Origin of the sequence: Yoonia tamlensis (assembly GCF_900115105.1) — a bacterium.
Classification (GTDB): domain Bacteria; phylum Pseudomonadota; class Alphaproteobacteria; order Rhodobacterales; family Rhodobacteraceae; genus Yoonia; species Yoonia tamlensis.
The window spans coordinates 1-23,998 of sequence record NZ_FOYP01000004.1; the positions used below are offsets into that span (position 1 = coordinate 1).

23 protein-coding genes and 1 tRNA gene are annotated in these 23,998 nt (G+C 54.9%); 20 read left to right on the plus strand and 4 right to left on the minus strand.

Annotated features, from left to right (window positions below):
• Nucleotides 1-262 precede the first annotated feature (262 nt).
• Complete coding sequence (locus tag BM320_RS16055) at nucleotides 263-880, plus strand: DNA-3-methyladenine glycosylase I (RefSeq protein WP_207496961.1); 618 nt, start codon at nucleotides 263-265, stop codon at nucleotides 878-880.
• Here BM320_RS16055 and BM320_RS16060 read toward each other — a convergent pair.
• Entirely contained in the window at nucleotides 877-1,446 is a 570-nt protein-coding gene (locus BM320_RS16060; protein WP_090201833.1) for a carboxymuconolactone decarboxylase family protein, read from the minus strand. The genes BM320_RS16055 and BM320_RS16060 overlap by 4 nt on opposite strands.
• Before the next feature lie 96 nt (nucleotides 1,447-1,542).
• Between BM320_RS16060 and BM320_RS16065 the strand changes: the two genes are divergently transcribed.
• Nucleotides 1,543-2,121: a TetR/AcrR family transcriptional regulator gene (locus BM320_RS16065; protein ID WP_090201834.1), complete on the plus strand. Its 579-nt coding sequence runs from the start codon at nucleotides 1,543-1,545 to the stop codon at nucleotides 2,119-2,121.
• A 101-nt stretch (nucleotides 2,122-2,222) separates the two neighbouring features.
• Complete coding sequence (locus BM320_RS16070) at nucleotides 2,223-2,873, plus strand: CatB-related O-acetyltransferase (RefSeq protein ID WP_090201835.1); 651 nt, start codon at nucleotides 2,223-2,225, stop codon at nucleotides 2,871-2,873.
• Here the strand turns inward: BM320_RS16070 and BM320_RS16075 are convergent.
• Entirely contained in the window at nucleotides 2,847-3,536 is a 690-nt protein-coding gene (locus BM320_RS16075) for a lysophospholipid acyltransferase family protein (RefSeq protein ID WP_090201836.1), read from the minus strand. The genes BM320_RS16070 and BM320_RS16075 overlap by 27 nt on opposite strands.
• A gap of 125 nt (nucleotides 3,537-3,661) precedes the next feature.
• Between BM320_RS16075 and BM320_RS16080 the strand changes: the two genes are divergently transcribed.
• From BM320_RS16080 to nusG, 4 genes are all read left to right on the plus strand, one after another.
• Nucleotides 3,662-3,737, plus strand: a tRNA-Trp gene (locus BM320_RS16080).
• Between the two features lie 40 nt (nucleotides 3,738-3,777).
• Entirely contained in the window at nucleotides 3,778-4,650 is an 873-nt protein-coding gene (locus BM320_RS16085) for a hypothetical protein (RefSeq protein WP_090201837.1), read from the plus strand.
• A 72-nt stretch (nucleotides 4,651-4,722) separates the two neighbouring features.
• Nucleotides 4,723-4,923, plus strand: a complete 201-nt coding sequence (gene secE, locus BM320_RS16090) for a preprotein translocase subunit SecE (protein WP_090201838.1) — start codon at nucleotides 4,723-4,725, stop codon at nucleotides 4,921-4,923.
• 192 nt (nucleotides 4,924-5,115) lie between these two features.
• Nucleotides 5,116-5,646 (plus strand): transcription termination/antitermination protein NusG, encoded by a 531-nt coding sequence (nusG, locus tag BM320_RS16095; protein ID WP_090201839.1) that lies wholly within the window; start codon nucleotides 5,116-5,118, stop codon nucleotides 5,644-5,646.
• Between the two features lie 57 nt (nucleotides 5,647-5,703).
• Here the strand turns inward: nusG and BM320_RS16100 are convergent, their stop codons facing one another.
• Together BM320_RS16100 and BM320_RS16105 are read right to left on the minus strand one after the other, a co-directional pair.
• Nucleotides 5,704-6,273: a Rieske (2Fe-2S) protein gene (locus BM320_RS16100; RefSeq protein ID WP_131802446.1), complete on the minus strand. Its 570-nt coding sequence runs from the start codon at nucleotides 6,271-6,273 to the stop codon at nucleotides 5,704-5,706.
• A complete protein-coding gene (locus BM320_RS16105; protein ID WP_165615078.1) occupies nucleotides 6,261-6,788 on the minus strand; it encodes a cytochrome b in 528 nt (175 codons plus the stop codon). Before BM320_RS16105 ends, BM320_RS16100 begins: the two co-directional genes overlap by 13 nt.
• A gap of 290 nt (nucleotides 6,789-7,078) precedes the next feature.
• Here BM320_RS16105 and rplK point away from each other — a divergent pair, with 290 nt between their 5' ends.
• The 13 genes from rplK to BM320_RS16170 all read left to right on the plus strand — a co-directional run.
• A complete protein-coding gene (gene rplK / locus BM320_RS16110) occupies nucleotides 7,079-7,504 on the plus strand; it encodes a 50S ribosomal protein L11 (protein WP_090201842.1) in 426 nt (141 codons plus the stop codon).
• The gene (rplA, locus tag BM320_RS16115; protein WP_090201843.1) at nucleotides 7,504-8,205 is read left to right on the plus strand and encodes a 50S ribosomal protein L1; all 702 of its coding nucleotides are present in this window, start codon (nucleotides 7,504-7,506) and stop codon (nucleotides 8,203-8,205) included. Before rplK ends, rplA begins: the two co-directional genes overlap by 1 nt.
• 119 nt (nucleotides 8,206-8,324) lie before the next feature.
• Nucleotides 8,325-9,227 carry a LicD family protein gene (locus BM320_RS16310; protein ID WP_131802448.1) on the plus strand — a complete coding sequence of 301 codons (903 nt, stop codon included), beginning with the start codon at nucleotides 8,325-8,327 and terminating at the stop codon, nucleotides 9,225-9,227.
• Nucleotides 9,211-9,648 (plus strand): adenylyltransferase/cytidyltransferase family protein, encoded by a 438-nt coding sequence (locus BM320_RS16125; RefSeq protein WP_090201845.1) that lies wholly within the window; start codon nucleotides 9,211-9,213, stop codon nucleotides 9,646-9,648. Before BM320_RS16310 ends, BM320_RS16125 begins: the two co-directional genes overlap by 17 nt.
• Before the next feature lie 254 nt (nucleotides 9,649-9,902).
• A complete protein-coding gene (rplJ, locus tag BM320_RS16130; protein ID WP_090201846.1) occupies nucleotides 9,903-10,415 on the plus strand; it encodes a 50S ribosomal protein L10 in 513 nt (170 codons plus the stop codon).
• A 68-nt stretch (nucleotides 10,416-10,483) separates the two neighbouring features.
• Nucleotides 10,484-10,852: a 50S ribosomal protein L7/L12 gene (gene rplL, locus BM320_RS16135; RefSeq protein ID WP_090201847.1), complete on the plus strand. Its 369-nt coding sequence runs from the start codon at nucleotides 10,484-10,486 to the stop codon at nucleotides 10,850-10,852.
• Nucleotides 10,853-11,097: 245 nt separating this feature from the next.
• Nucleotides 11,098-15,237 (plus strand): DNA-directed RNA polymerase subunit beta, encoded by a 4,140-nt coding sequence (gene rpoB / locus BM320_RS16140; RefSeq protein WP_090201848.1) that lies wholly within the window; start codon nucleotides 11,098-11,100, stop codon nucleotides 15,235-15,237.
• A gap of 81 nt (nucleotides 15,238-15,318) precedes the next feature.
• Nucleotides 15,319-19,554: a DNA-directed RNA polymerase subunit beta' gene (gene rpoC / locus BM320_RS16145; RefSeq protein WP_090201849.1), complete on the plus strand. Its 4,236-nt coding sequence runs from the start codon at nucleotides 15,319-15,321 to the stop codon at nucleotides 19,552-19,554.
• 126 nt (nucleotides 19,555-19,680) lie between these two features.
• A complete protein-coding gene (locus tag BM320_RS16150) occupies nucleotides 19,681-20,580 on the plus strand; it encodes a DMT family transporter (RefSeq protein ID WP_090201850.1) in 900 nt (299 codons plus the stop codon).
• Between the two features lie 264 nt (nucleotides 20,581-20,844).
• Nucleotides 20,845-21,216 (plus strand): 30S ribosomal protein S12, encoded by a 372-nt coding sequence (rpsL, locus tag BM320_RS16155; RefSeq protein WP_055294782.1) that lies wholly within the window; start codon nucleotides 20,845-20,847, stop codon nucleotides 21,214-21,216.
• 12 nt (nucleotides 21,217-21,228) lie between these two features.
• Nucleotides 21,229-21,699 (plus strand): 30S ribosomal protein S7, encoded by a 471-nt coding sequence (rpsG, locus tag BM320_RS16160; protein WP_090201851.1) that lies wholly within the window; start codon nucleotides 21,229-21,231, stop codon nucleotides 21,697-21,699.
• Nucleotides 21,700-21,714: 15 nt separating this feature from the next.
• A complete protein-coding gene (gene fusA, locus BM320_RS16165) occupies nucleotides 21,715-23,832 on the plus strand; it encodes an elongation factor G (RefSeq protein WP_090201852.1) in 2,118 nt (705 codons plus the stop codon).
• A 71-nt stretch (nucleotides 23,833-23,903) separates the two neighbouring features.
• On the plus strand, nucleotides 23,904-23,998 hold a 95-nt coding region (locus BM320_RS16170), incomplete at its 3' end, for a GTP-binding protein (protein WP_018590913.1).

Sequence of the window (23,998 nt, forward strand, 5' to 3'; positions counted from 1 at the left end):
GCCGCACAGTCGGCGCCGGCGTGGTTTCTAAAATCGTAGAATAAGCCGTAGGATGGGTGCTCGCACCCATCGCACGACAAATAAAGGCCGCTCCAGAAACGGGGCGGCCTTTTTGTATGGTGCGCCCCCACCCGCGCTGTCATCCGCGCAAGATGGGTGCAAGCACCCATCCTACGATCGATCTCAAATACATCCGCGTAGGGTGGGTCTTGACCCACCTGACCCGAAGCTGCCTTATGTTTGAAAAACTCAGGTGCAGATCATGACCCTTTTCACATCCCCCAATGACAATATCCCACGCTGTGGCTGGTGCGCAGCGACCGAAGATTACATCGCCTATCATGATGATGAATGGGGCTATCCGGTTGCGGATGATATCCGGTTATTCGAAAAAATCTGTCTTGAAAGCTTTCAATCGGGCCTGAGCTGGCGCACGATCCTGACCAAGCGCGACAATTTCCGCGCGGCTTTTGCGGGGTTCGATTTTCGCAAAATGGCGCAATTTGATGATCGCGACGTGGATCGCCTGTTGCAGGACACGGGCATTGTCCGCCACCGCGGCAAGATTGAAGCGGTGATCAATAATGCGCAACGCTGTTGTGAACTGGTCGATGCTGAAGGGTCATTTGCCGCGTTCATCTGGGGGTTCGAACCCAAGGATGAAGGGGCCATACCGCAAACCCGCAGCACATCGCCTGCCTCAGTCGCATTGTCAGAAGAGCTGAAAAAGCGCGGCTGGCGCTTTGTCGGCCCCACAACTGCCTTTGCGTTCATGCAGGCGATGGGGCTGATCAACGATCACGCCACCGGCTGCGCATCGCGCGATAAAGCCACGCAAGCACGGGCGGCATTTACGCCGCCCGTACGTAATCCGTCTTAAACAGCCAGCGGTGTGCCTTTGCGTTCCCACAAAAACGCCTGCATCGGGGCGTCGACAGGGGTTTGTGCGACGTGGTTGACGTAGTTGGACATGGTTTTCTGGGCCAGCCCCAACACAACGTCCAGCACCGCGCGGTGGCCATAGCCTGCAGCAAAGAACTCTTGCATTTCGGTTTCTGACACGTTGCCGCGCCCGCGTAGCATGCGCAGTGTGAATGTGCGCAGCGCCTCGAGTTTTGCTGTTGGCAGCGGGGCCTCGTCGCGCAGGGCAGTGGATAGCGCGTCGTCAACTTTCATCGCTTTGGCAATGCCTGTGTGCGCGGGCACGCAGTAGTGGCAAGCGTTTTCAACGTTGATGGTCTGCCAGACCACAGTCATTTCATCCGCGTCAAATGCGGTCTGTGTGAACAGGTGGTGCAGCACTTGGTAACCTTCAAGCATCTGTGGGCTTTCGGCCATCACCTTGTGCAGGCCGGGCAGGCGACCGAATGCCTTTTGTGATTTTTCAAGCAGCGGCTTGGATGCTTCTGGCGCGGTTTCGAGATCGTGTGATGGGAAATCAGTCATTTTTTCGCTTTCTGTTGATGATTCCCCGCTTAGTGACCTTTTTTGAGTGATCATTCAAGTATAGAATTGAGCGATCACTCAAAAATGAGATTCGCAATGGCCCGAACTGCAACATATGACCGAGAAGACCTGATCAAACGCGCCAAGACAGTGTTTTGGAAACGCGGCTGGGCAGGCACATCGCTGAAGGATCTTGAGGCGGCGTTGGACACACGGCCGGGCAGTTTTTATGCAGCGTTCGGATCAAAAGAGGCGCTTTATAAGCTGGCGTTGAACCAATATGCCCAAGAAGGCCGCGACAAGATCAACGCACTTTGCGAAGCACAAGGCCCGCTGGCAGCTTTGCAGGCCTATCCGCGGATTGTCGTGGAAGATCCGGCAATGGGTGGGCACGCCTGTATGTTGGCAAAGACGTTTCTTGAATTAAAGGGCCAGGATCATGCATTGGCCGATGTGGCCAATGATTTGCTTTTGCAGATGGAACAGAAATTTGCGGCGCTGTTTGCCGCAGCGCAGGCGGCGGGTGATATCGCCGACCGGCATGATTGCGCGGCACTGGCCCGCCGCTATCAATCTGACCTTTTGGGGCTGCGCGTTTTGGCCGCCCGTGCGCCCAATCAGGCACAGACGATAGCCCGCGATATGGCCGCTGAACTGGCGCAGCTCGCAGACTAGACCAACAGCAGCACCGCTGCTAACCTGCCCATAACCTATGGAGGCTGAAATGGATCAATCCCTGTTCTGAGACCGCAAATCAATCAGAAAAAGGATGCATCATGCCATTTCCTACGCCTAACACGCGTCACCCTGTGCGCCTGCATGACGGTAGTGCCCATGAGGGGACAGTTTTTCTTGCCCCTGCGATCACCAACCCGCGCTTTGTCGTGGGCGATTACACCTATGCCAGCGCGCATGTACCGCCCAAAGACTGGGCCGCGCATTTGGCGCCATACCTGTACGATTTTTCACCCGAATCGCTGCGCATTGGTCGGTTTTGCCAGATTGCGGATGGGGTGCAGTTTATCACGGCTTCGGCCAACCACCGCTATGACGGGTTTTCGAGCTTCCCGTTTATGATCTTTACCGCGGGTGGCCCCGATAGCCCGTCAATGCCCGCACCCGGACCGGATACCGTCGTTGGGAATGATGTCTGGATCGGGCAGGGCGCACGGATCATGCCCGGTGCTTACGTTGGCAATGGCGTCATTGTTGCGGCGGGTGCTGTGGTTGCGGGGGATATCCCTGACTACGCTATTGTAGGTGGTAATCCGGCGCGGGTAATCCGCATGCGCTTTGACCCAGAGACAATCGCCGCATTGCTAGAAATTGCCTGGTGGGATTGGGATATCGCAACGATCACCGCGCAAGAAGCGGCGATTGTTGGCGCTGATCTTGCGGCGCTACGGGCCGGGCGGCAGGCCAAGTAGCGCATCCGCGCGTGCGGTTGTAGCGCACATAAACTGGTGCAGGTCGTGGCGAAGCGTTTCAATCTCGGTAGGGGTCATCTTGCGCGAAGTTTGCCCAGTGAACCGCGCAAAAACATAGGCGCCTTTGCCCCGCGCGCGCGGCACCAGCATCTGGTCCCAAGACTTCAACCGCCGACCCTTTTGCGCTGAAAAAGCATAGCAAAACACCGGCATCCCGGTGGCGCGCGCCCAATCAATCGGCGCGTCCTTGACCTGTAGCGCGGGGCCAAGCGGGCCGTCCCCGGTCATGCCGATGCTCACACCTTCTTTGGCACGCTTAAGCACCATCCGCGAGGCTGCCCGATTCGACCCGTTGCGCGCCATCTGCATCGGTTGCAGCCCGACGCGGCGTTGCAGCGCGCCTGATACACGCCCCACAGGCGATGCGTCGTGTAGGCTGGACAGCGGGCCATCGTTGACGGGCCAATGCAGCGCGCCCATGACCGACCTGCTATGCCACATCACCAACAACACCGGACCTTGCGCCAGCGCGTCTTGCAAGTCCTTCAGCCCTTCGGTCTGCCAGTTGATCCGCCGGTCACAAAGCCCGAGATACCAGCCTGCAACCGCCGCGATACGTGCGGCGAGCCATTCCGACTTTTCGATCTTGCGACGCAGTGACACTTGATGGGCTGCCTTTTTTGGGGGTGACGCCCTGTTGTTTCCACATTTCTGCGCCCGATGACAAGTCTGGTGCGGGTTGCCTCTTGATCCGGTGCGCAAATCAGACTAGTCCGACAACCGGTCCTAGGGGTATAGCTCAGTTGGTAGAGCGACGGTCTCCAAAACCGTAGGTCTGGAGTTCGAGTCTCCATGCCCCTGCCAGACCAGATCAGCGCCGCCGTGCCGGAGGATCACCAACCCAATGCCCACAGATGATTTCAGCGTTGCGTTCCATATCGGCGCGCATAAGACCGCGACATCGCATTTGCAGCGGTCGCTTTTGCAGGCATCCGATGATCTGGCCGCCCAAGGCGTGCGCTATTACGGGCCGGATCATTTCCGGCTGCCGGGGCGTACGATTTCGGCGCTATTCGGATTGCGCGCCCGCCGCGCCAAACGCCCGCCCCAAGACCAGCTTGCGCTGATGCGCAAAGGCGCTGATCGCATTGTGTTCAGCGAAGAAAACTTTATCGGCACATTGGCACATACGATCAGCCGCGATATCGAATTCGGCTATCCGAACGCCAACATCAAGATTGCAAAGCTTGCACGCGCGTTGGACAGGCCGATTGATTTGTTTCTGTGCATTCGCAACCCGACAGCCATGATCAATTCGATCTATTCGCAACTTTTGCGCGGCAACAAGGTCATGCCCTTTGATGCGTTTAAGGCAATGGTCCCGATGGCGCGCGGCGACTGGGCCGATCTGGTGACCCGTTTGCGTGCAACGCCCGGCGTTGGTCGGTTGGTCGTCTGGCAATACGAAGATTATGCCGCTCTGTTCGACAAGATTTGCAAGGAGATGCTTGGCGCAGGTATTCCCGCTGTTGCGCATCACGTGAACCCGCGCCTGTCAACGCAGGCCGTCGCGCAAATCCTAATGATGCATAAGGCTGGCTCAACTGGTGATCTAGCCAAAGATGCCGCCAAGGCATTTCCTGTCGCACAAGGGTTTCCCCGATTCGACGGGTTTTCGGACCGCGAACATGACTTCGCCGATATGACCTATCGCGCGCAGGTTGATGTGATCCGCGCAATGCAGGGTGTGACCTTGCTATCGCCGGCGCAGGATTGATCCGGCTCTGGGCTTGAATTCGGCCCCCGAACGCCGTATGTCGCGGGGTGTTTCCACAAAGGACGATATGTCATGGCCATCGCCAACCCCGTCAAGTTTTTCCAAGAGGTCCGCTCCGAGGTCTCAAAGGTCGTGTGGCCAACCCGCCGCGAAGTTATCCTGACCACGATCATGGTGTTTATCCTTGCAGCCGTTTGTGCGCTGTTTTTCTCGCTTGTTGATATGGCAATCCGTGCCGGATTGACGGGCGTGCTGGACTACTTTGGTAGCTAAACAGCTGTGGAATTTGCCTGTCACCTCTTGAAAACATCAGGTGTCAGCGGTAAGAGCCACAAACCCCTGAAAATTGGCGTGCAGCGAATCGAGCTTCACGCCGCTTTTATTTTCGGGACTGGCGGGCGATCCGCCGGGATCAATTTGAACATGCGGCCTTTTCCGGCCCGCGACGACAAGGTGCTTTGACACATGGCGAAACGTTGGTACTCCGTAAGCGTTCTCTCAAACTTCGAGAAGAAGATCGCTGAGGCGATTATGACTAAAGCGGAAGAAAAAGGCCTGACCGAGCAAATCGGCGAAGTGCTGGTTCCAACCGAAGAAGTCATCGAAATCCGTCGCAATAAAAAAGTGACGACCGAGCGCCGCTTTATGCCCGGTTACGTACTGGTCCACATGGAAATGTCGGACGAAGGGTATCACCTGATCAACTCGATCAACCGCGTCACCGGTTTCTTGGGCCCGCAAGGCCGCCCGATGCCGATGCGTGACGCCGAAGTGCAAGCGATCCTTGGCCGCGTCCAAGAAGGCGAAGACGCCCCACGCACGCTGATCCACTTCGATATCGGCGAGAAGGTCAAAGTGAACGAAGGTCCGTTCGAGGACTTTGACGGTATGGTCGAAGAAGTCGACGAAGATAACCAGCGCCTGAAAGTGACCGTGTCGATCTTTGGCCGCGCGACGCCGGTAGAATTGGAATTCACACAAGTGACCAAGCAGTAATCAACTGCCTGCAAGATTTACAAAAAAAGGGGGTGCAAATGCGCCCCCTTTTTTCGTTCAGGCCAGTGCGATGACGACTGTGTCACCCGAAACCGATAGCTGATAATCGGGAATCGACAGGTATTCATCCTTTGAGGCACCCGACACGCCGAACCCCGCCGCATCATAGACGGAACTATGCCGCCCGCCGCGATCGGTGCAGGCAAATGGCGCAGACGGGTTTCCGGTGATCCCAACGGCCTTGCCGCGGTGTGAACATACAAGGTTTGTCACAAAATAGGCCGGATTTTGTACGGTTCCCGCGCGGTCGTTTGCTTGGCCAAAGGCGATCTGTTCGGCAGTCCGGTGATGCACCGCGACATATTGGATCATGCCGGTCGAAGCATAGGTTTCGTCCTCGCTGGGCCGCGCGATCACTGTCACTTCGCCGGGAAGCAGCGCAGAGATTTCAATCTCGGCAGGGCCGGCGGGTACTTCGATCAGGGAATTATGACCGATCGGTGTGTCCCTTGGAATATCGGCCCAATCCGTATCAATTTCCGTTTGCGCATTCAAAATAGCCGGGCAAAGAAGAACCGTGCTGCTGGGGATCATGGCGATTACCTGGCGACGGGTCATTTTGTGCATTGTGTTTCGTCCTTTCTGGATCGGAGTGTCATATGAGAGAAAGTATCGTCTTTGTCCCAAAACAGATGTTTCAGCGCACCCAGCACATGCAGGGTGACAAGCGCCAAAAGCACCCATTTGAGCGCATAGTGCCATTCAAGGATCATTTCGCCCGTATCAGAGCGCGCAAATGCTTTGCCGGCGGGCCAGACAAGCACAGGCCGATCCAGTCCGGAGGCGGCAATATACCCCGTCACAACAAATGCGATCATGCAAAGATATAGCGCGCCGTGGGTGGTTCTGGCCGCAATACGTTCCCAAAACGGATGGGGGTTTTGATAGGGTGTGCGCTGGCGCAGTTTGGCCAGAATGCGCAGCGCCAACACGACAATCAATAGCTGCCCGATTGTCTGGTGGCCCCGTATCGCTCCGGCGTCACCCCATTCGAACCGGAACGCCAGTCCGGTGAAAACCATAAATAGAATCAGCAGCAATGTGACCCAATGCAAGATAATCAGCAGTGGCGAATATTTCATATGTTTGGCCGCATCTGTTGTTCTATTCGCCCTAAAGGATGCGCGCTTGCGGCGCATTTGTCACCTGATACGTCTGTGAAGCGCGATTCCGGCGGTTGGATTCGCCTGAACGGACAAAAAATGCGTAAAAGGCTTGCATCGGGCGGGCGACTTCACTACCTGCACGCCCAATCCACCCGCAAGGGAGGATCCCCCGTGGGAGGCGAGACGCGCGCGCGTGATCTGGCCTGACCACACAACTTAGGTCCCGGGCGACGCGTCGTGCCGGGAGTTGGAAAAGGAGAGGCCCCATGGCCAAGAAAGTTGTTGGACAACTGAAACTGCAGGTTCCTGCAGGTAAAGCAAACCCATCCCCACCCGTCGGCCCCGCATTGGGTCAGCGCGGCATCAACATCATGGAATTCTGTAAAGCGTTCAACGCAAAAACAGCAGACATGGAAGTTGGCGCACCTTGCCCGACCGTGATCACATATTACGCGGACAAATCTTTCTCGATGGAAATCAAGACGCCACCTGCGTCCTATTACATCAAGAAAGCTGCGAAACTGACTTCTGGCTCAAAGACACCGGGCAAAGCGGTTGCCGGTTCGATCACTGCCAAGCAGGTACGTGAAATTGCAGAAGCCAAAATGAAGGACCTCAACGCGACGTCCATCGAAGGCGCAATGCTGATCATCGCGGGTTCTGCCCGCTCTATGGGCGTGGAGGTCAAGTAATGGCAAAATTCGGTAAGCGCACTACAGCCGCACGCGCAGCATTCGCAGGCAAGCACAACGTATCAGTCACCGAGGCTGTTGCGCTGGTCAAAGACAACGCAAAAGCGAAATTTGACGAAACCGTCGAAATCGCAATGCAGTTGGGTGTTGATCCACGTCACGCTGACCAAATGGTCCGTGGCACTGTTAGCCTGCCAAACGGCACCGGCAAAACTGTACGTGTTGCAGTATTTGCACGTGGCGAAAAAGCGGACGAAGCAAAGGCAGCTGGCGCAGACATCGTTGGCGCAGAAGACCTGATGGAAACAATCCAAGGCGGCAAGATCGACTTTGATCGTTGTATCGCGACCCCTGACATGATGGGTGTTGTTGGTCGTCTGGGTAAAGTTCTGGGCCCACGCAACCTGATGCCAAACCCGCGCGTTGGTACTGTAACAATGGACGTCAAAGCCGCTGTTGAAGCTGCCAAAGGCGGCGAAGTGCAGTTCAAAGCTGAAAAAGCCGGTGTTGTACACGCTGGTATCGGCAAGGCATCTTTCTCTGCCAAGCAATTGGAAGAAAACATGCTGGCATTTGTTGACGCGGTTAGCAAAGCCCGCCCAACAGGCGCCAAAGGCACCTACATGAAAAAGATCGCCGTCAGCTCGACAATGGGCCCAGGCGTATCCGTTGACGTCGCATCGGCGACTGGCAACGAATAAGTTGATCTGGGGTTTTTGCTCCAGACAGCACTGATAATCAGAGCCAGGCGCGCATGTCGTGCCTGGTTTTTTTGTGCCAAGGGTTGAGTTCCGCATCGAAAAGGCTGATTTGTTACAATATGACTGAAACCGAAATGGAAATTGTCGCGGGTTATCACGCGGAGGCCAAAGCAGCCCTTTCAGGCGGCGCGGAAATTGACGACCCGAAGTCACGGCTTAAGACCCTTGACGAAATGAGTCGGGTCGCAAAACGGACAACCGCGTATTTGGAGGCATATGTGATGACAGCTGTCTTTGGCCGCACACATCCTGCTCGGGCAAATACGCGTATGGCACGGCTTGGTCGGCGGCGCCGAGAGGCCGGTGAGGAAGCAGAACTGCTATCCTTTGAAGCGTTTCTTGAAGGCGCGCTTGACGGGGTGTATTTTACTGCACACGGATACACGACTGATCGGCTGGGTGACCACGATCCCAAGGAAATATATGCGGGCATTCATAAGCTGATCGCGCAGTTTCATGACCTGGGCTACGAGGTCTTTGCAAATTCGGGCACTTTGCTAGGGCTTGTACGCGACAAGGCCCCGATTGCGCATGATGACGATATTGATCTTGCTGTTGTGTTGAAATCGAATACAGACGTTGGCGCGGCACAAGAATTTAGCCAGCTTGCAGATAAATTGATCGCGCTGGGGCTTGGTGATCAGTCGCTTCGCGAAAGTGGCGCAATCCTGAAACTGCCCAAAATTGGCGGCTTTCAGGTTGATGTCTTTCCGGCATATGGTGCGTGGCGCCGTTACAAAGTGTTCCCGTATAGCTTCGGGGATTTTACGCGACGGGACGTTCTGCCGCTGGGCAAATGCGCAGTGAGCGGCCTGCCGATCCCGGCAAATCCGGAAACCGTGCTCGAGGTCAACTATGGCAAGGACTGGAGAATCCCAGACCCGCGGTTCGCTTTTCCGTGGGGCCCGCAAAAGAAAAAGTTTGCGACCTTCTTAGCGGAGTGGAATGGTGAAGCGGTATAAATCGATCATCACTTATGGCACGTTTGATTTGTTCCATGTGGGACATGTGCGGTTGTTAAGACGCCTTTCCGCGATGGCCGAGACCGTGATCGTTGGTTGTTCGACCGATGAGTTTAACGCGATCAAGGGCAAGAAATGTGTCATGCCCTATACGGAACGCGCGGAAATTCTTGAGGCCTGCCGTTATGTCGATGTTGTTTTTCCTGAAAACAATTGGGAACAAAAACCGCATGACGTGCAACATTTTGGTGCGCAGGCCTTTGCCATGGGCGATGACTGGGCCGGCAAGTTTGATGCGCTCAAAGAGCATTGTGAAGTGATCTATCTTGGTCGCACGGATGGCGTCTCGACGACCAATCTCAAGATCACGGCAGTCGGCACTGTGCAAGTGGCAGCCGAGACTGACAAAAAGCGCTTTTAAAAAGTTGCGATAGCCGATAGTAGCTCTTGGGGGCCCGAGTGATCGATTCGTTCGGGCCTTTATTCGTCCGAGACGGTGGGTAGGCAGTTTTGCCGCTAATTCCTGCCTGAGGCGGGATAGATCAGATTTTTGAGGCTCGCCTCGGCAATTTGAGCGCCCCGTTTACATGGACTGTAGACTGTCGGGCGGCTTGCCGTGTGACAAAATTAGAGCCGGTGCTGGGCCTAACCCAGCGCCAAACTTGGAGTAAAACTGTGGATAGAGCACAAAAAGAACAGCTGGTCGACGATCTCGGCCAGATCTTTGAAAGCTCTGGCGTCGTAGTGGTTGCCCGCTACGAAGGCATGACAGTTGCTGAAATGCAGGACCTGCGCGCGAACATGCGTGACGCGGGCGGTTCCGTACGCGTTGCCAAGAACAAGCTCGCCAAAATCGCTCTTGAGGGTAAGCCATGCGCAAGCATCGCGACCTACCTCGAGGGTATGACTGTTATCGCTTATTCCGAAGACCCTGTCGCTGCTGCGAAGGTCATGGATACATACGCTAAAGAGAACGACAAGCTTGTCGTTCTTGGCGGTGCTATGGGCGATACAGCATTGGATCCTGCTGGTGTTAAAGCTGTTGCCGGTATGCCGTCACGCGAGGAGCTTATTGCTTCTATCGTTGGCTGCATTGGTGCACCTGCTGCGAACATTGCCGGGGCCATTGGCGCGCCTGCTTCGAACATCGCGAGCATTCTTTCGACCATCGAAGAGAAAGCTGCATAAAGCATCTGAATTGACTTGGGGCGATGCCCTGACGTTGGAACACACTTAAAACGAACGGAAAGCATAAAATGGCTGATCTGAAAAAACTGGCTGAAGAGATTGTTGGTCTGACCCTTCTCGAAGCACAAGAACTGAAAACCATCCTGAAGGATGAGTATGGCATCGAGCCAGCTGCTGGTGCAGTTGCTGTTGCCGGTCCTGCTGCCGCTGCTGAAGCTGCAGAAGAAAAAACTGAATTCGACGTCGTTCTGAAGAACGCCGGCGCTTCCAAGATCAACGTGATCAAGGAAGTTCGCGGTCTGACAGGTCTTGGCCTGAAAGAAGCGAAAGATCTGGTTGAAGCTGGCGGCAAGATCAAAGAAGGCGTTGCAAAAGCAGAAGCCGACGAAATCAAAGCGAAACTCGAAGCAGTTGGCGCTGAAGTAGAACTGGCCTAAGCCCGTTCTCGGCAGAGCTTGCTTTGCCCTAAAAATATGGCTGGGCGCACAGGAATGTGCGTCCAGCCGAACCTGTCTTAGAGGTCGGCCAATTGCTGACCGTCCTCTTGGGTAGGTTTGAGATGTCGGGAGGGTGCCGGTGGGACGGCAGCCACGAATAGACATCAAACCCCCGGTCAAATGGGTGATGTGTCGCGGCCCGGGCGATGCATTATTCGAGAGACAAACAAAAGGTGACACCGCTTATGGCTTCTACTTTCCTTGGTCAGAAACGCCTGCGCAAGTACTACGGCAAAATCCGTGAAGTGCTTGAAATGCCGAACCTCATTGAGGTTCAGAAATCTTCTTATGATCTGTTCCTGCGCTCTGGCGACAGTGACAAACCGCTTGACGGCGAAGGCATCAAAGGTGTCTTCCAATCCGTGTTTCCGATCAAAGATTTCAACGAAACCGCGTTGCTCGAGTTCGTGAAATACGAACTTGAAAAGCCGAAATACGATGTCGAAGAGTGCATGCAGCGCGACATGACGTATAGCGCGCCGCTCAAGGTGACCCTGCGTTTGATCGTGTTTGATGTGGACGAAGATACAGGCAACAAGTCTGTCAAAGACATCAAGGAACAAGACGTGTTCATGGGCGACATGCCTTTGATGACCCCGAACGGCACATTTGTCGTGAACGGCACAGAGCGCGTGATCGTGTCCCAAATGCACCGTTCTCCGGGCGTGTTCTTTGACCACGACAAGGGCAAGACCCATTCTTCGGGCAAATTGCTGTTTGCGTGCCGCATTATCCCATACCGCGGCAGCTGGCTGGACTTTGAATTTGATGCCAAGGACCTTGTGTTCTGCCGGATCGACCGCCGTCGCAAATTGCCTGTGACCACCCTGCTTTATGCGCTGGGTCTGGACCAGGAAGGCATCATGAATGCCTATTACGACACCGTCGAGTATCACCTTGATACCAAAGCGATGGCCTGGCAGACAAAGTTCTTCCCAGAGCGTGTGCGCGGCACCCGCCCTGTCTATGATCTTGTTGATGCGAAAACAGGCGAAGTGATCGCAAAAGCTGGTGAAAAAGTAACCCCGCGTTCGGTCAAGAAACTGATCGACGAAGGGTCTGTCACTGATCTGCTGGTCCCATACGCGCAAATCATCGGCAAATTTGTTTCGACTGACATCATCAACGAAGAAACCGGCGCGATCTATGTCGAAGCGGGTGACGAGTTGACTGTCGAAGTCGACAAAGCGGGCGACGTAATCGGCGGCACATTGAAAGATCTGGTTGATGCGGGCATCACCACGATCCCTGTGCTGGATATCGATAACATCAATGTTGGCGCCTATATGCGCAACACGATGGCGTCCGATAAAAACATGAACCGCGAAACCGCGTTGATGGATATCTACCGCGTGATGCGCCCCGGCGAGCCACCGACCGTTGATTCTGCTTCAGCCCTGTTTGACACGCTGTTCTTTGATTCAGAGCGTTACGACCTGTCTGCAGTCGGCCGCGTGAAAATGAACATGCGTCTTGATCTGGATGCCGAAGACACCATGCGCACCCTGCGCAAGGAAGACATCGTCGCCTGTATCAAGGCACTGGTCGAACTGCGCGACGGCAAAGGCGATATCGACGATATTGACCACCTTGGTAACCGTCGTGTCCGTTCTGTCGGCGAATTGATGGAAAACCAGTACCGTGTTGGTCTGCTGCGCATGGAGCGCGCGATCAAGGAACGTATGTCATCTGTCGAAATCGACACGGTGATGCCACAAGACCTGATCAACGCAAAACCTGCGGCTGCGGCGGTACGTGAATTCTTTGGCTCAAGCCAATTGTCACAGTTCATGGACCAAACCAACCCGCTGTCGGAAGTCACGCACAAGCGTCGTCTTTCTGCGCTTGGGCCCGGCGGTTTGACACGTGAACGTGCTGGCTTTGAAGTTCGTGACGTTCACCCGACCCACTACGGTCGTATGTGTCCGATTGAAACGCCCGAGGGGCCGAACATTGGTCTGATCAACTCGCTTGCGACATTCGCACGCGTGAACAAATACGGCTTTATCGAAACGCCATACCGCAAGGTTGTCGACGGCAAGGTAACGGATGATGTGCAATACATGTCCGCGACCGAAGAAATGCGTCACACCGTTGCGCAGGCCAACGCGAACTTGAACGAAGATGGCGGGTTCAACAACGACCTCGTGTCGACACGTATGAACGGTGACTACACGCTTGCCCCACGTGAAAACGTTGACCTGATCGACGTTTCACCAAAGCAGCTTGTCTCTGTTGCGGCGTCTTTGATCCCGTTCCTTGAAAACGACGATGCGAACCGGGCCCTGATGGGTTCGAACATGATGCGTCAGGCTGTTCCATTGCTTCAAGCCGAGGCCCCGCTTGTGGGTACCGGTATCGAAGAAGTTGTGGCACGCGATTCAGGTGCGGCGATCATGGCGAAACGCGCGGGTATCATCGACCAAGTTGATGCGCAGCGTATCGTTATTCGTGCGACGCATGATCTGGAACTGGGCGATGCGGGCGTTGATATTTACCGCATGCGCAAATTCCAGCGTTCAAACCAAAACACCTGCATCAACCAGCGTCCGCTGGTGAAGGTGGGTGATACGGTTCTGAAAGGCGAAGTTATTGCCGATGGTCCGTCCACGGATATCGGTGAATTGGCTTTGGGTAAAAACGTGGTCGTCGCGTTTATGCCTTGGAACGGCTACAACTACGAAGATTCGATCCTGATCTCTGAGCGCATTACACGTGATGACGTCTTCACTTCGATCCACATCGAAGAATTCGAAGTCGCTGCGCGTGATACAAAGCTTGGGCCAGAAGAAATCACACGCGATATTCCGAACGTTGGTGAAGAAGCGCTGCGTAACCTCGACGAGGCTGGCATCGTGTACATCGGTGCCGAAGTAGAGCCAGGTGACATTCTGGTTGGTAAGATCACACCAAAAGGCGAAAGCCCGATGACACCAGAAGAAAAGCTTCTGCGCGCCATCTTTGGTGAAAAAGCATCTGACGTGCGCGATACATCGCTGCGCGTGAAGCCAGGTGATTTCGGGACCGTTGTTGAAGTACGCGTCTTTAACCGCCACGGCGTGGAAAAAGACGAACGCGCGCTGCAGATCGAACGCGAAGAGGTCGAACGTCTGGCCCGTGACCGTGACGATGAAATGCTCATCCTTGACCGCAACATCTATGCGCGTCTGAAATCGATGATCATCGGCAAAGAAGCGGTCAAAGGTCCACGCGGCTTTAAGGCGAATTCGATTGTTACCGAAGAAGCGCTGGCCGAGCTTAGCCGCGGTCAATGGTGGCAGGTTGCCCTGAAGGATGAAGCTGACGCACAGGTCGTTGAAGCCCTGAACGAACAGTATGAAATCCAGAAGAAAGCCATGGACGCGCGCTTTGAAGACAAAGTCGAGAAAGTCCGTCGTGGTGATGATTTGCCACCGGGTGTGATGAAGATGGTCAAAGTCTTTGTCGCGGTGAAGCGCAAGCTGCAACCGGGCGATAAGATGGCGGGTCGTCACGGGAACAAAGGTGTTATTTCCAAGGTTGTACCAATGGAAGACATGCCGTTCCTTGCCGATGGTACGCCGGTTGATTTCTGTCTGAACCCGCTGGGTGTGCCTTCACGGATGAACGTCGGTCAGATTCTCGAGTGTCACATGGGCTGGGCCGCACGCGGCTTGGGTCTGCAAATTGATGACGCGCTGGGAGAATACCGTCGCTCTGGTGATCTGACACCTGTGCGCGATGCGATGAAAATCGTCTATGGCGATGATGTCTATGACGAAGGCATCGCTGGCATGGATGAGGATCAAATCGTCGAAGCTGCAGGCAATGTTGTCCGCGGTGTGCCGATTGCGACACCTGTCTTTGATGGCGCAAAAGAAGCAGACGTGAACGACAGCTTGCGTCGTGCTGGTTTTGATACATCCGGTCAGTCGGTCCTGTTTGACGGCCGTACCGGTGAACAGTTTAGCCGCAAGGTGACTGTGGGTGTGAAATACCTGCTGAAACTGCACCACTTGGTCGACGATAAGATCCACGCACGGTCTACCGGGCCTTACAGCCTTGTCACGCAACAGCCGCTGGGTGGTAAAGCCCAGTTCGGTGGTCAGCGTTTCGGGGAAATGGAAGTCTGGGCGCTTGAAGCATATGGCGCTGCTTACACCCTGCAAGAGATGCTGACCGTGAAGTCGGATGACGTTGCAGGCCGGACGAAAGTCTACGAAAGCATCGTCAAGGGCGAAGACAACTTTGAGGCAGGCGTCCCAGAGTCGTTCAACGTGCTCGTGAAAGAAGTCCGGGGCCTCGGCCTCAACATGGAACTCCTGGATGCGGAGGATGAGGAGTAGCAAAGTTTCGCAGAAACTTTGTGTGCAGACTTTCATCGAAAGTCTGCCTCCCCCCTCCCGCCATACTGAAAAGGTATCGATATGAACCAGGAACTGACAAACAACCCGTTTAACCCGCTCACGCCGGCGAAAACGTTTGACGAAATCAAGGTGTCTTTGGCATCTCCCGAACGCATCCTGTCATGGTCGTTCGGTGAGATCAAAAAGCCCGAAACCATCAACTACCGCACGTTCAAACCCGAACGTGACGGTCTGTTCTGCGCGCGTATTTTTGGCCCGATCAAAGACTACGAATGTCTGTGTGGCAAATATAAGCGCATGAAATATCGCGGTGTTGTCTGCGAAAAATGTGGTGTGGAAGTAACGCTGCAAAAGGTCCGCCGCGAACGCATGGGCCATATCGAACTGGCAGCGCCTGTTGCGCACATTTGGTTCCTGAAATCGCTGCCATCCCGCATTGGCCTGATGCTGGACATGACGCTGCGCGATCTCGAGCGTATCTTGTATTTCGAAAACTACGTTGTGATCGAACCCGGCCTGACTGACCTGACTTACGGCCAGTTGATGACCGAAGAAGAATTCAACGACGCGCAGGATCTGTATGGCATGGACGCGTTCCAAGCCAATATCGGCGCTGAAGCGATCCGCGAAATGCTGTCCCAGATTGATCTGGAAGGCGAAGCCGAGCAATTGCGCGCGGACCTCAAAGAAGCCACAGGCGAATTGAAGCCCAAGAAGATCATCAAGCGCCTGAAGATCGTCGAGAACTTCCTTGAATCCGGCAACCGTCCGGAATGGATGGTCATGACCGTGATCCCCGTGATCCCGCCAGAGCTGCGCCCGCTAGTGCCACTTGATGGTGGCCGCTTTGCGACATCCGATCTGAACGATCTGTACCGCCGCGTGATCAACCGCAACAACCGTCTGAAGCGTCTGATCGAATTGCGCGCACCTGACATTATCGTGCGTAACGAAAAGCGGATGTTGCAGGAATCTGTCGATGCGCTGTTTGACAACGGCCGTCGTGGCCGTGTGATTACTGGCGCCAACAAGCGTCCGTTGAAATCACTGTCCGACATGCTGAAAGGTAAGCAAGGTCGCTTCCGTCAGAACCTTTTGGGGAAACGCGTCGACTTTTCCGGTCGTTCGGTCATTGTGACCGGTCCAGAGTTGAAGCTGCACCAATGTGGTCTGCCGAAAAAGATGGCGCTCGAGTTGTTCAAGCCGTTCATCTATTCGCGCCTTGAAGCCAAAGGTCTGTCTTCCACTGTGAAGCAAGCCAAAAAGCTTGTCGAAAAAGAACGGCCCGAAGTCTGGGATATTCTGGACGAGGTGATCCGCGAACACCCTGTGTTCCTGAACCGTGCGCCAACCCTGCACCGTCTGGGCATTCAGGCGTTTGAACCCATCCTGATCGAAGGTAAGGCGATCCAACTGCACCCGCTTGTCTGTTCTGCGTTTAACGCGGATTTTGATGGCGACCAAATGGCTGTTCACGTGCCGCTTTCACTCGAAGCGCAGCTCGAAGCTCGCGTCTTGATGATGTCGACAAACAACGTTTTGTCCCCTGCCAACGGTGCGCCGATTATCGTGCCGTCACAGGATATGATTTTGGGTCTCTATTACACGACCATCATGCGCAAAGGCATGAAGGGCGAAGGTATGGAGTTCCGCGACATCGAAGAAGTCGAACACGCGCTCAACGCGGGCGCTGTGCATCTGCACGCCAAGATTTCTGCACGTATGCCGCAGATCGACGAAGAAGGTAACGAAGTGATGGTTCGCTTTGAAACCACCCCGGGCCGTATGCGGCTTGGTGGTCTTTTGCCGATGAATGCAAAAGCGCCATTTGCCTTGGTCAACCGCTTGCTGCGCAAGAAAGAAGTCCAGCAGATCATTGATACCGTCTACCGTTATTGCGGTCAGAAGGAATCGGTCATCTTCTGTGACCAGATCATGACGATGGGCTTCCGCGAAGCGTTCAAAGCCGGTATTTCCTTTGGTAAGGACGACATGGTTGTCCCTGACACCAAATGGCCGCTGGTCGAAGAAACGCGCGATCTCGTGAAAGACTTTGAACAGCAGTACATGGACGGCCTGATCACACAGGGCGAAAAGTACAACAAAGTTGTGGATGCCTGGTCTAAGTGTAACGACAAAGTCACCGATGCGATGATGTCGACAATTTCGGATTCCGGCCACGATGCTGCCGGCGCTGAAAACGAGCCGAACTCTGTTTACATGATGGCCCACTCCGGTGCGCGTGGTTCTGTCACACAGATGAAACAGCTGGGCGGTATGCGCGGTTTGATGGCCAAGCCGAACGGCGAAATCATCGAAACGCCGATCATCTCGAACTTTAAAGAAGGTCTGACCGTTCTCGAGTACTTCAACTCGACCCACGGTGCCCGTAAGGGTCTGTCGGATACCGCTTTGAAAACGGCGAACTCGGGTTACCTGACCCGTCGTCTGGTTGACGTTGCCCAAGATTGCATCGTCCGCGAAGTTGATTGTGGCACAGAACGTGCGATCACAGCCGAAGCCGCCGTCAACGACGGTGAGGTTGTATCGTCACTGGCAGAACGCGTCCTTGGTCGTGTTTCTGCTGATGATGTTCTCAAGCCCGGCACCGACGAGGTGATCGTCGAAGCAGGCGAGCTGATCGACGAGCGCAAATCAGACATGATCGACATCGCAGGCATCAGCAAAATGCGTATCCGCAGCCCGCTGACCTGTGAAGCCGAAGACGGTGTTTGTGCGATGTGCTATGGTCGTGACCTTGCACGCGGTACACGTGTCAACATCGGTGAGGCCGTCGGCATCATCGCGGCGCAGTCGATCGGTGAACCCGGTACACAGCTGACCATGCGGACATTCCACATTGGTGGTGTTGCCCAAGGTGGCCAGCAGTCGTTCCAAGAGGCGTCACAGCCCGGTAAGATCCGTTTCGATAACGCATCTTTGCTGGAAAATGCGGCTGGCGAAATGGTGGTGATGGGCCGGAACATGACCCTGTCGATCACTGATGCCGAAGGCACAGAGCTTGCCAACCACAAGGTCGGTTACGGCTCTAAGGTGTTTGTAACCGAAGGGCAGGACATCCTGCGCGGCGACAAGCTGTTCGAATGGGATCCATATACGCTGCCGATCATCGCGGAAAAATCAGGTAAGGCGAAATACGTCGATCTGGTTAACGGGATTGCTGTGCGCGAAGACACCGATGATGCAACGGGTATGACCCAGCGCATCGTGGCTGACTGGCGTGCAGCACCAAAAGGCAACGAACTGGCCCCGAAAATCATCGTGGTCGGTCCGGATGGCGAGCCTGCGTTGAAAGACGACGGCAACCCCGTTTCCTATGGCATGTCAGTTGATGCGGTTCTGTCGGTCGAAGACGGCGAAGAAGTCAAAGCCGGTGACGTTGTTGCGCGCATTCCACGTGAAGGCGCGAAAACCAAGGACATTACCGGTGGTCTACCACGTGTTGCCGAACTGTTCGAAGCCCGTCGTCCAAAAGACCACGCAATCATCGCTGAAATCGATGGCTACGTGCGCTTTGGCAAGGACTATAAGAACAAACGCCGCATCGCGATTGAATCGGCCGAAGATTCAGACGTGAAGGTCGAATACATGGTGCCAAAGGGCAAACACATTCCGGTTGCGGAAGGTGATTTTGTTCACAAGGGCGATTACATCATGGACGGCAACCCTGCGCCGCACGATATTCTTGCGGTTATGGGTGTCGAAGCCTTGGCTGACTATATGATCGACGAAGTCCAGGACGTTTACCGTCTGCAGGGCGTTAAGATCAACGATAAGCACATCGAAGTTATCGTGCGTCAGATGCTCCAGAAATGGGAGATCCAGGACAGCGGTGACACTGTTCTGCTCAAAGGCGAAAACGTTGATAAAGCCGAGTTTGATGAAGCCAACGAAAAGGCAATCAAACGCGGTGATCGTCCGGCAACCGGCGAGCCGATCCTTTTGGGGATCACCAAGGCATCGCTGCAAACGCGGTCGTTCATCTCTGCGGCGTCGTTCCAGGAAACCACACGCGTGCTGACCGAATCTTCGGTGCAGGGCAAACGTGATAAACTGATCGGCCTCAAAGAGAACGTCATCGTGGGTCGTTTGATCCCTGCGGGTACGGGCGGCGCGACACAGCAAATGCGCAAAGTGGCGTTGGATCGTGATAACGTCGTTCTTGACGCTCGCCGGATCGAAGCGGAGCAAGCCGCAGCCCTCGCGGCACCGGTTGCACCGTCCGAAGACGACGTATTTGCACCCGTCGCCACATCCGAAGGCGACGACGCGTAAGACACGTAACAGAACATGAAAAAGGCCCTCGCAATCGCGGGGGCCTTTTTTGTGGGGGTCGCTTCTATGCCCCACTAGGTCCGTTGCTGGCTAGTCAGCGCAAATCGCAATTGCTAGGGATATTCCATGACCCCGTTTTCAGAAAATCTACGCGGTGCTTTCCTAATGGTGGCGGGCATGTGCGCCTATACAGTCAATGACGCCTTTATGAAGGCTTTGTCGGACGAGGTGCCGTTGTTCGAGGCGGTGCTTGTCCGTGGCATTGGTGCGATCATTTGTTTGGTGATCATGTGCAAACTGCTGGGGCAGTTGCGCTTTGATTTGCCGCGGCGCGAATGGGCGCTGATCATTGTCCGCACCTTGGGCGAGGTGGGCGGTACGTTTTTCTTTCTGACCGCCCTGTTCAATATGCCGATCGCCAATGTCAGCGCGATCTTGCAATCTTTGCCACTGGCCGTAAGCCTGAGCGCGACGGTTTTTTTGGGTGAACCATTGGGCTGGCGCCGGATGGCGGCAATCAGCGTGGGATTCGCGGGCGTGTTGCTGATTGTCCAGCCGGGCGGCGGCGATTTCAACCACTATAGCCTTTATGCGCTTTGTGCTGTGGCCTGCGTCACCTTGCGTGACATCGTGGTGCGGCGGATGTCGCGCGACGTGCCTTCGGTCTTTGTGGCGCTGATTGCGGCCATAGGGGTGACCATGCTGGGGGCAGTGGGTTCTTTGTTCACCGAGTCGGTGGAGCTGTCGCCCAAAGCATCCTTGCAGCTGATGGGTGCGACGGGTTTCCTGATTTGCGGCTATATCTGTTCGGTCACGGCAATGCGCTGGGGCGAGATCAGTTTTGTTGCCCCTTTCCGCTATACTGCCTTGGTCGTGGCGCTGGTTCTCGGGGTTGTGGTGTTTGGCGAATGGCCCAATATGTTGACGCTGACAGGGGCAGGGGTTGTTGTGGTAACGGGGCTGTTTACGCTTTACCGCGAAAGCCGGCTGCGGGTACGTCACACCGCTGTGCCATCGCCCCGATAGGGCAGGGTTTGCGGCGGTTGACAGCCTGTGCGACTCCGCCTATACGCCGCACATCCGGACTAGGGGGATACCCTCTTTTGTTCCGATATCAAAGTTGAGTGGTCAAGAACCGGACGCCTATTGTCTTGTTCCTCTGTAGCCCAACCGCACCGAACCTCCGGTAAGGGTTCGACTGCGGAATTTTTGTGCTTTTCGAAGACGAAAAGTATTTTGAAACCGCTCCCGCAAGGGCGCACACATGTGAATAGATGGGAACATCAAACGATGCCAACGATTCAGCAGCTGATCCGCAAACCGCGCCAGCCAAAAGTTACACGATCAAAGTCGCAGCATATGGAAGGCTGCCCACAAAAACGCGGCGTCTGTACGCGCGTTTATACAACGACACCAAAGAAACCGAACTCTGCGATGCGTAAGGTTGCCAAAGTGCGCCTGACAAACGGTTTCGAAGTCATCTCTTACATCCCCGGTGAAAGCCACAACCTTCAGGAACACTCTGTGGTTCTGATCCGCGGCGGCCGTGTAAAAGATTTGCCAGGTGTGCGTTACCACATTCTGCGCGGTGTGCTTGATACCCAAGGTGTCAAAGACCGTAAGCAACGCCGTTCGAAGTACGGCGCGAAGCGTCCTAAGTAAGGAATACTATAGATGTCACGTCGTCACGCCGCTGAAAAACGCGCAGTTCTGCCAGACGCAAAGTTTGGCGATATCATCCTGACCAAGTTCATGAACAACCTCATGATCGATGGTAAGAAATCCGTAGCCGAGCGCATCGTTTACAACGCATTTGACCGCGTTGAAGACAAGCTGAAGAAATCCCCTGTGGAAGTCTTCCACGAAGCGCTGGATAACATCAAACCATCCGTCGAAGTGCGTTCGCGCCGCGTCGGTGGTGCGACATATCAGGTGCCTGTCGAAGTGCGCCCCGAGCGCCGCGAAGCGCTGGCTATCCGTTGGTTGATTACTGCTGCGAAAAAACGCAACGAAAACACAATGGAAGAACGCCTCGCAGGCGAGCTGATCGATGCCGTCAACGGCCGCGGTACAGCCGTTAAGAAACGCGAAGACACCCACAAAATGGCCGATGCGAACAAAGCATTCAGCCACTACCGCTGGTAATAGGAAGCACCTGATATGGCACGCGACTATCCCCTCGAACGCTACCGGAACTTTGGTATTATTGCGCATATTGATGCGGGTAAAACCACATGTTCAGAGCGTATTCTGTTTTACACAGGTAAATCCCACAACATCGGCGAAGTGCATGACGGCGCGGCGACAATGGACTGGATGGAGCAAGAGCAGGAACGGGGTATTACAATTACCTCTGCTGCGACGACAACATTCTGGGAACGCACAGAGAACGGCGTAGAGCCTGATTCCCTCAAGCACCGCATGAACATCATCGACACCCCCGGCCACGTTGACTTTACTATCGAAGTTGAGCGTTCGCTGGCGGTTCTGGATGGTGCGGTTGTTGTTCTTGACGGCAACGCCGGCGTTGAACCACAAACCGAAACTGTTTGGCGTCAGGCTGACCGCTACAAAGTTCCGCGTATGGTTTTTGTCAACAAAATGGACAAAACCGGCGCAGACTTCTTTAAATGTGTGACCATGGTCGAAGACCGTACCGGCGCGCGCGCGATCCCTATTGCGTTCCCGATCGGTGCCGAGACCGAACTTGAAGGTCTTGTTGATCTTGTGACCATGGAAGAATGGCTGTGGGAAGGCGACGATCTGGGCGCATCATGGGTTAAGGCACCTGTGCGCGAATCCCTTGCTGATCAGGCTGCTGAATGGCGTGAAAAGCTGATCGAAGCTGCGGTCGAACAAGATGACGACGCGATGGAAGCCTATCTTGAAGGCAATGAGCCAGACGTGAAAACGCTGCGCGCATTGATCCGCAAGGCCTGTCTGAGCCTGTCATTCGTACCGGTCCTGGGCGGTTCTGCGTTCAAAAACAAAGGCGTACAGCCATTGCTGAACGCGGTTGTCGACTATCTGCCAAGCCCGCTTGACGTTGTTGACTACATGGGCTTCGAGCCAGGCGACGAAACAGAAACACGTAATATCCCGCGTCGTGCGGATGATAGCATGGCGTTCTCTGCTTTGGCGTTCAAAATCATGAACGACCCGTTTGTTGGCTCGCTGACATTCACACGGATCTACTCCGGTGTTCTCTCCAAGGGCGACACCATGCTCAACTCTACCAAGGGTAACAAAGAGCGTGTCGGCCGTATGATGATGATGCACTCGAACAACCGTGAAGAAATCACGGAAGCGTTTGCGGGCGACATCATTGCATTGGGCGGTCTGAAAAACACAACAACAGGTGACACACTTTGTGCGCAAAGCGAGCCGGTTGTTCTGGAAACGATGACCTTCCCTGAGCCAGTGATCGAAATCGCTGTCGAGCCGAAGACCAAAGGCGACCAAGAGAAAATGGGCCTTGCCCTGCAACGTCTGGCTGCCGAAGATCCGTCTTTCCGCGTGGAAACTGACCTTGAATCAGGCCAGACCATCATGAAGGGCATGGGCGAACTTCACCTTGATATTCTTGTCGACCGTATGCGTCGCGAATTCAAGGTCGAGGCGAACATCGGTGCGCCACAAGTGGCCTACCGTGAAACCATTGGTCACGCGGTCGAACATAGCTACACCCACAAGAAACAGTCCGGTGGTTCTGGTCAGTTCGGTGAAGTGAAACTGAACATCATGCCAACAGAGCCAGGTGAAGGGTTCTCGTTTGAATCGCTGATCGTTGGTGGTGCTGTGCCTAAGGAATACATCCCGGGCGTTGAAAAAGGCATTAAATCGGTTATGGACAGCGGCCCGTTGGCTGGCTTCCCTGTGATCGACTTTAAGGTTCAGCTGCTTGACGGTAAGTTCCACGATGTTGACTCCAGCATTCTTGCGTTCGAAATCGCTGCCCGCATGTGTATGCGTGAAGGTATGCGCAAGGCTGGCGCGAAATTGCTCGAGCCGATCATGAAGGTCGAAGTTGTGACCCCTGAAGATTATACCGGTGGCATCATCGGTGACCTGACATCACGTCGGGGCATGGTTCAAGGGCAAGACACACGTGGCGTTGCCATCGTTATCGACGCAATGGTGCCGCTGGCAAACATGTTCGGCTACATCAACACGTTGCGCTCTATGTCTTCGGGCCGCGCGAACTTCTCGATGCAGTTCGACCACTACGAAGCAGTGCCGCAGAACCTGTCTGACGAGATCCAAAAGAAATACGCCTAACCCGACGGGTCAGGCACGCCCCGGGCTTTGGTCCGGGGCCTCACATAATTTGAATATCCAAGGAGGCCATCATGGCTAAGGCAAAGTTTGAACGTAATAAACCGCACGTTAACATCGGCACAATCGGCCACGTTGACCACGGCAAGACGACATTGACAGCGGCGAT

Bases quoted from the DNA above. Each gene is read 5' to 3' on its own strand.
- BM320_RS16310 (WP_131802448.1), top strand. From the start codon at position 8,325: ATGACTGAAACCGAAATGGAAATTGTCGCGGGTTATCACGCGGAGGCC.
- BM320_RS16100 (WP_131802446.1), bottom strand. From the start codon at position 6,273: ATGCACAAAATGACCCGTCGCCAGGTAATCGCCATGATCCCCAGCAGC.
- BM320_RS16060 (WP_090201833.1), bottom strand. From the start codon at position 1,446: ATGACTGATTTCCCATCACACGATCTCGAAACCGCGCCAGAAGCATCC.
- BM320_RS16150 (WP_090201850.1), top strand. From the start codon at position 19,681: ATGACCCCGTTTTCAGAAAATCTACGCGGTGCTTTCCTAATGGTGGCG.
- BM320_RS16055 (WP_207496961.1), top strand. From the start codon at position 263: ATGACCCTTTTCACATCCCCCAATGACAATATCCCACGCTGTGGCTGG.
- rplK (WP_090201842.1), top strand. From the start codon at position 7,079: ATGGCCAAGAAAGTTGTTGGACAACTGAAACTGCAGGTTCCTGCAGGT.
- rpsL (WP_055294782.1), top strand. From the start codon at position 20,845: ATGCCAACGATTCAGCAGCTGATCCGCAAACCGCGCCAGCCAAAAGTT.
- BM320_RS16105 (WP_165615078.1), bottom strand. From the start codon at position 6,788: ATGAAATATTCGCCACTGCTGATTATCTTGCATTGGGTCACATTGCTG.
- rplA (WP_090201843.1), top strand. From the start codon at position 7,504: ATGGCAAAATTCGGTAAGCGCACTACAGCCGCACGCGCAGCATTCGCA.
- BM320_RS16065 (WP_090201834.1), top strand. From the start codon at position 1,543: ATGGCCCGAACTGCAACATATGACCGAGAAGACCTGATCAAACGCGCC.
- rplL (WP_090201847.1), top strand. From the start codon at position 10,484: ATGGCTGATCTGAAAAAACTGGCTGAAGAGATTGTTGGTCTGACCCTT.
- nusG (WP_090201839.1), top strand. From the start codon at position 5,116: ATGGCGAAACGTTGGTACTCCGTAAGCGTTCTCTCAAACTTCGAGAAG.
- rpoC (WP_090201849.1), top strand. From the start codon at position 15,319: ATGAACCAGGAACTGACAAACAACCCGTTTAACCCGCTCACGCCGGCG.
- fusA (WP_090201852.1), top strand. From the start codon at position 21,715: ATGGCACGCGACTATCCCCTCGAACGCTACCGGAACTTTGGTATTATT.
- BM320_RS16085 (WP_090201837.1), top strand. From the start codon at position 3,778: ATGCCCACAGATGATTTCAGCGTTGCGTTCCATATCGGCGCGCATAAG.
- BM320_RS16125 (WP_090201845.1), top strand. From the start codon at position 9,211: ATGGTGAAGCGGTATAAATCGATCATCACTTATGGCACGTTTGATTTG.
- secE (WP_090201838.1), top strand. From the start codon at position 4,723: ATGGCCATCGCCAACCCCGTCAAGTTTTTCCAAGAGGTCCGCTCCGAG.
- BM320_RS16070 (WP_090201835.1), top strand. From the start codon at position 2,223: ATGCCATTTCCTACGCCTAACACGCGTCACCCTGTGCGCCTGCATGAC.
- rpsG (WP_090201851.1), top strand. From the start codon at position 21,229: ATGTCACGTCGTCACGCCGCTGAAAAACGCGCAGTTCTGCCAGACGCA.
- rpoB (WP_090201848.1), top strand. From the start codon at position 11,098: ATGGCTTCTACTTTCCTTGGTCAGAAACGCCTGCGCAAGTACTACGGC.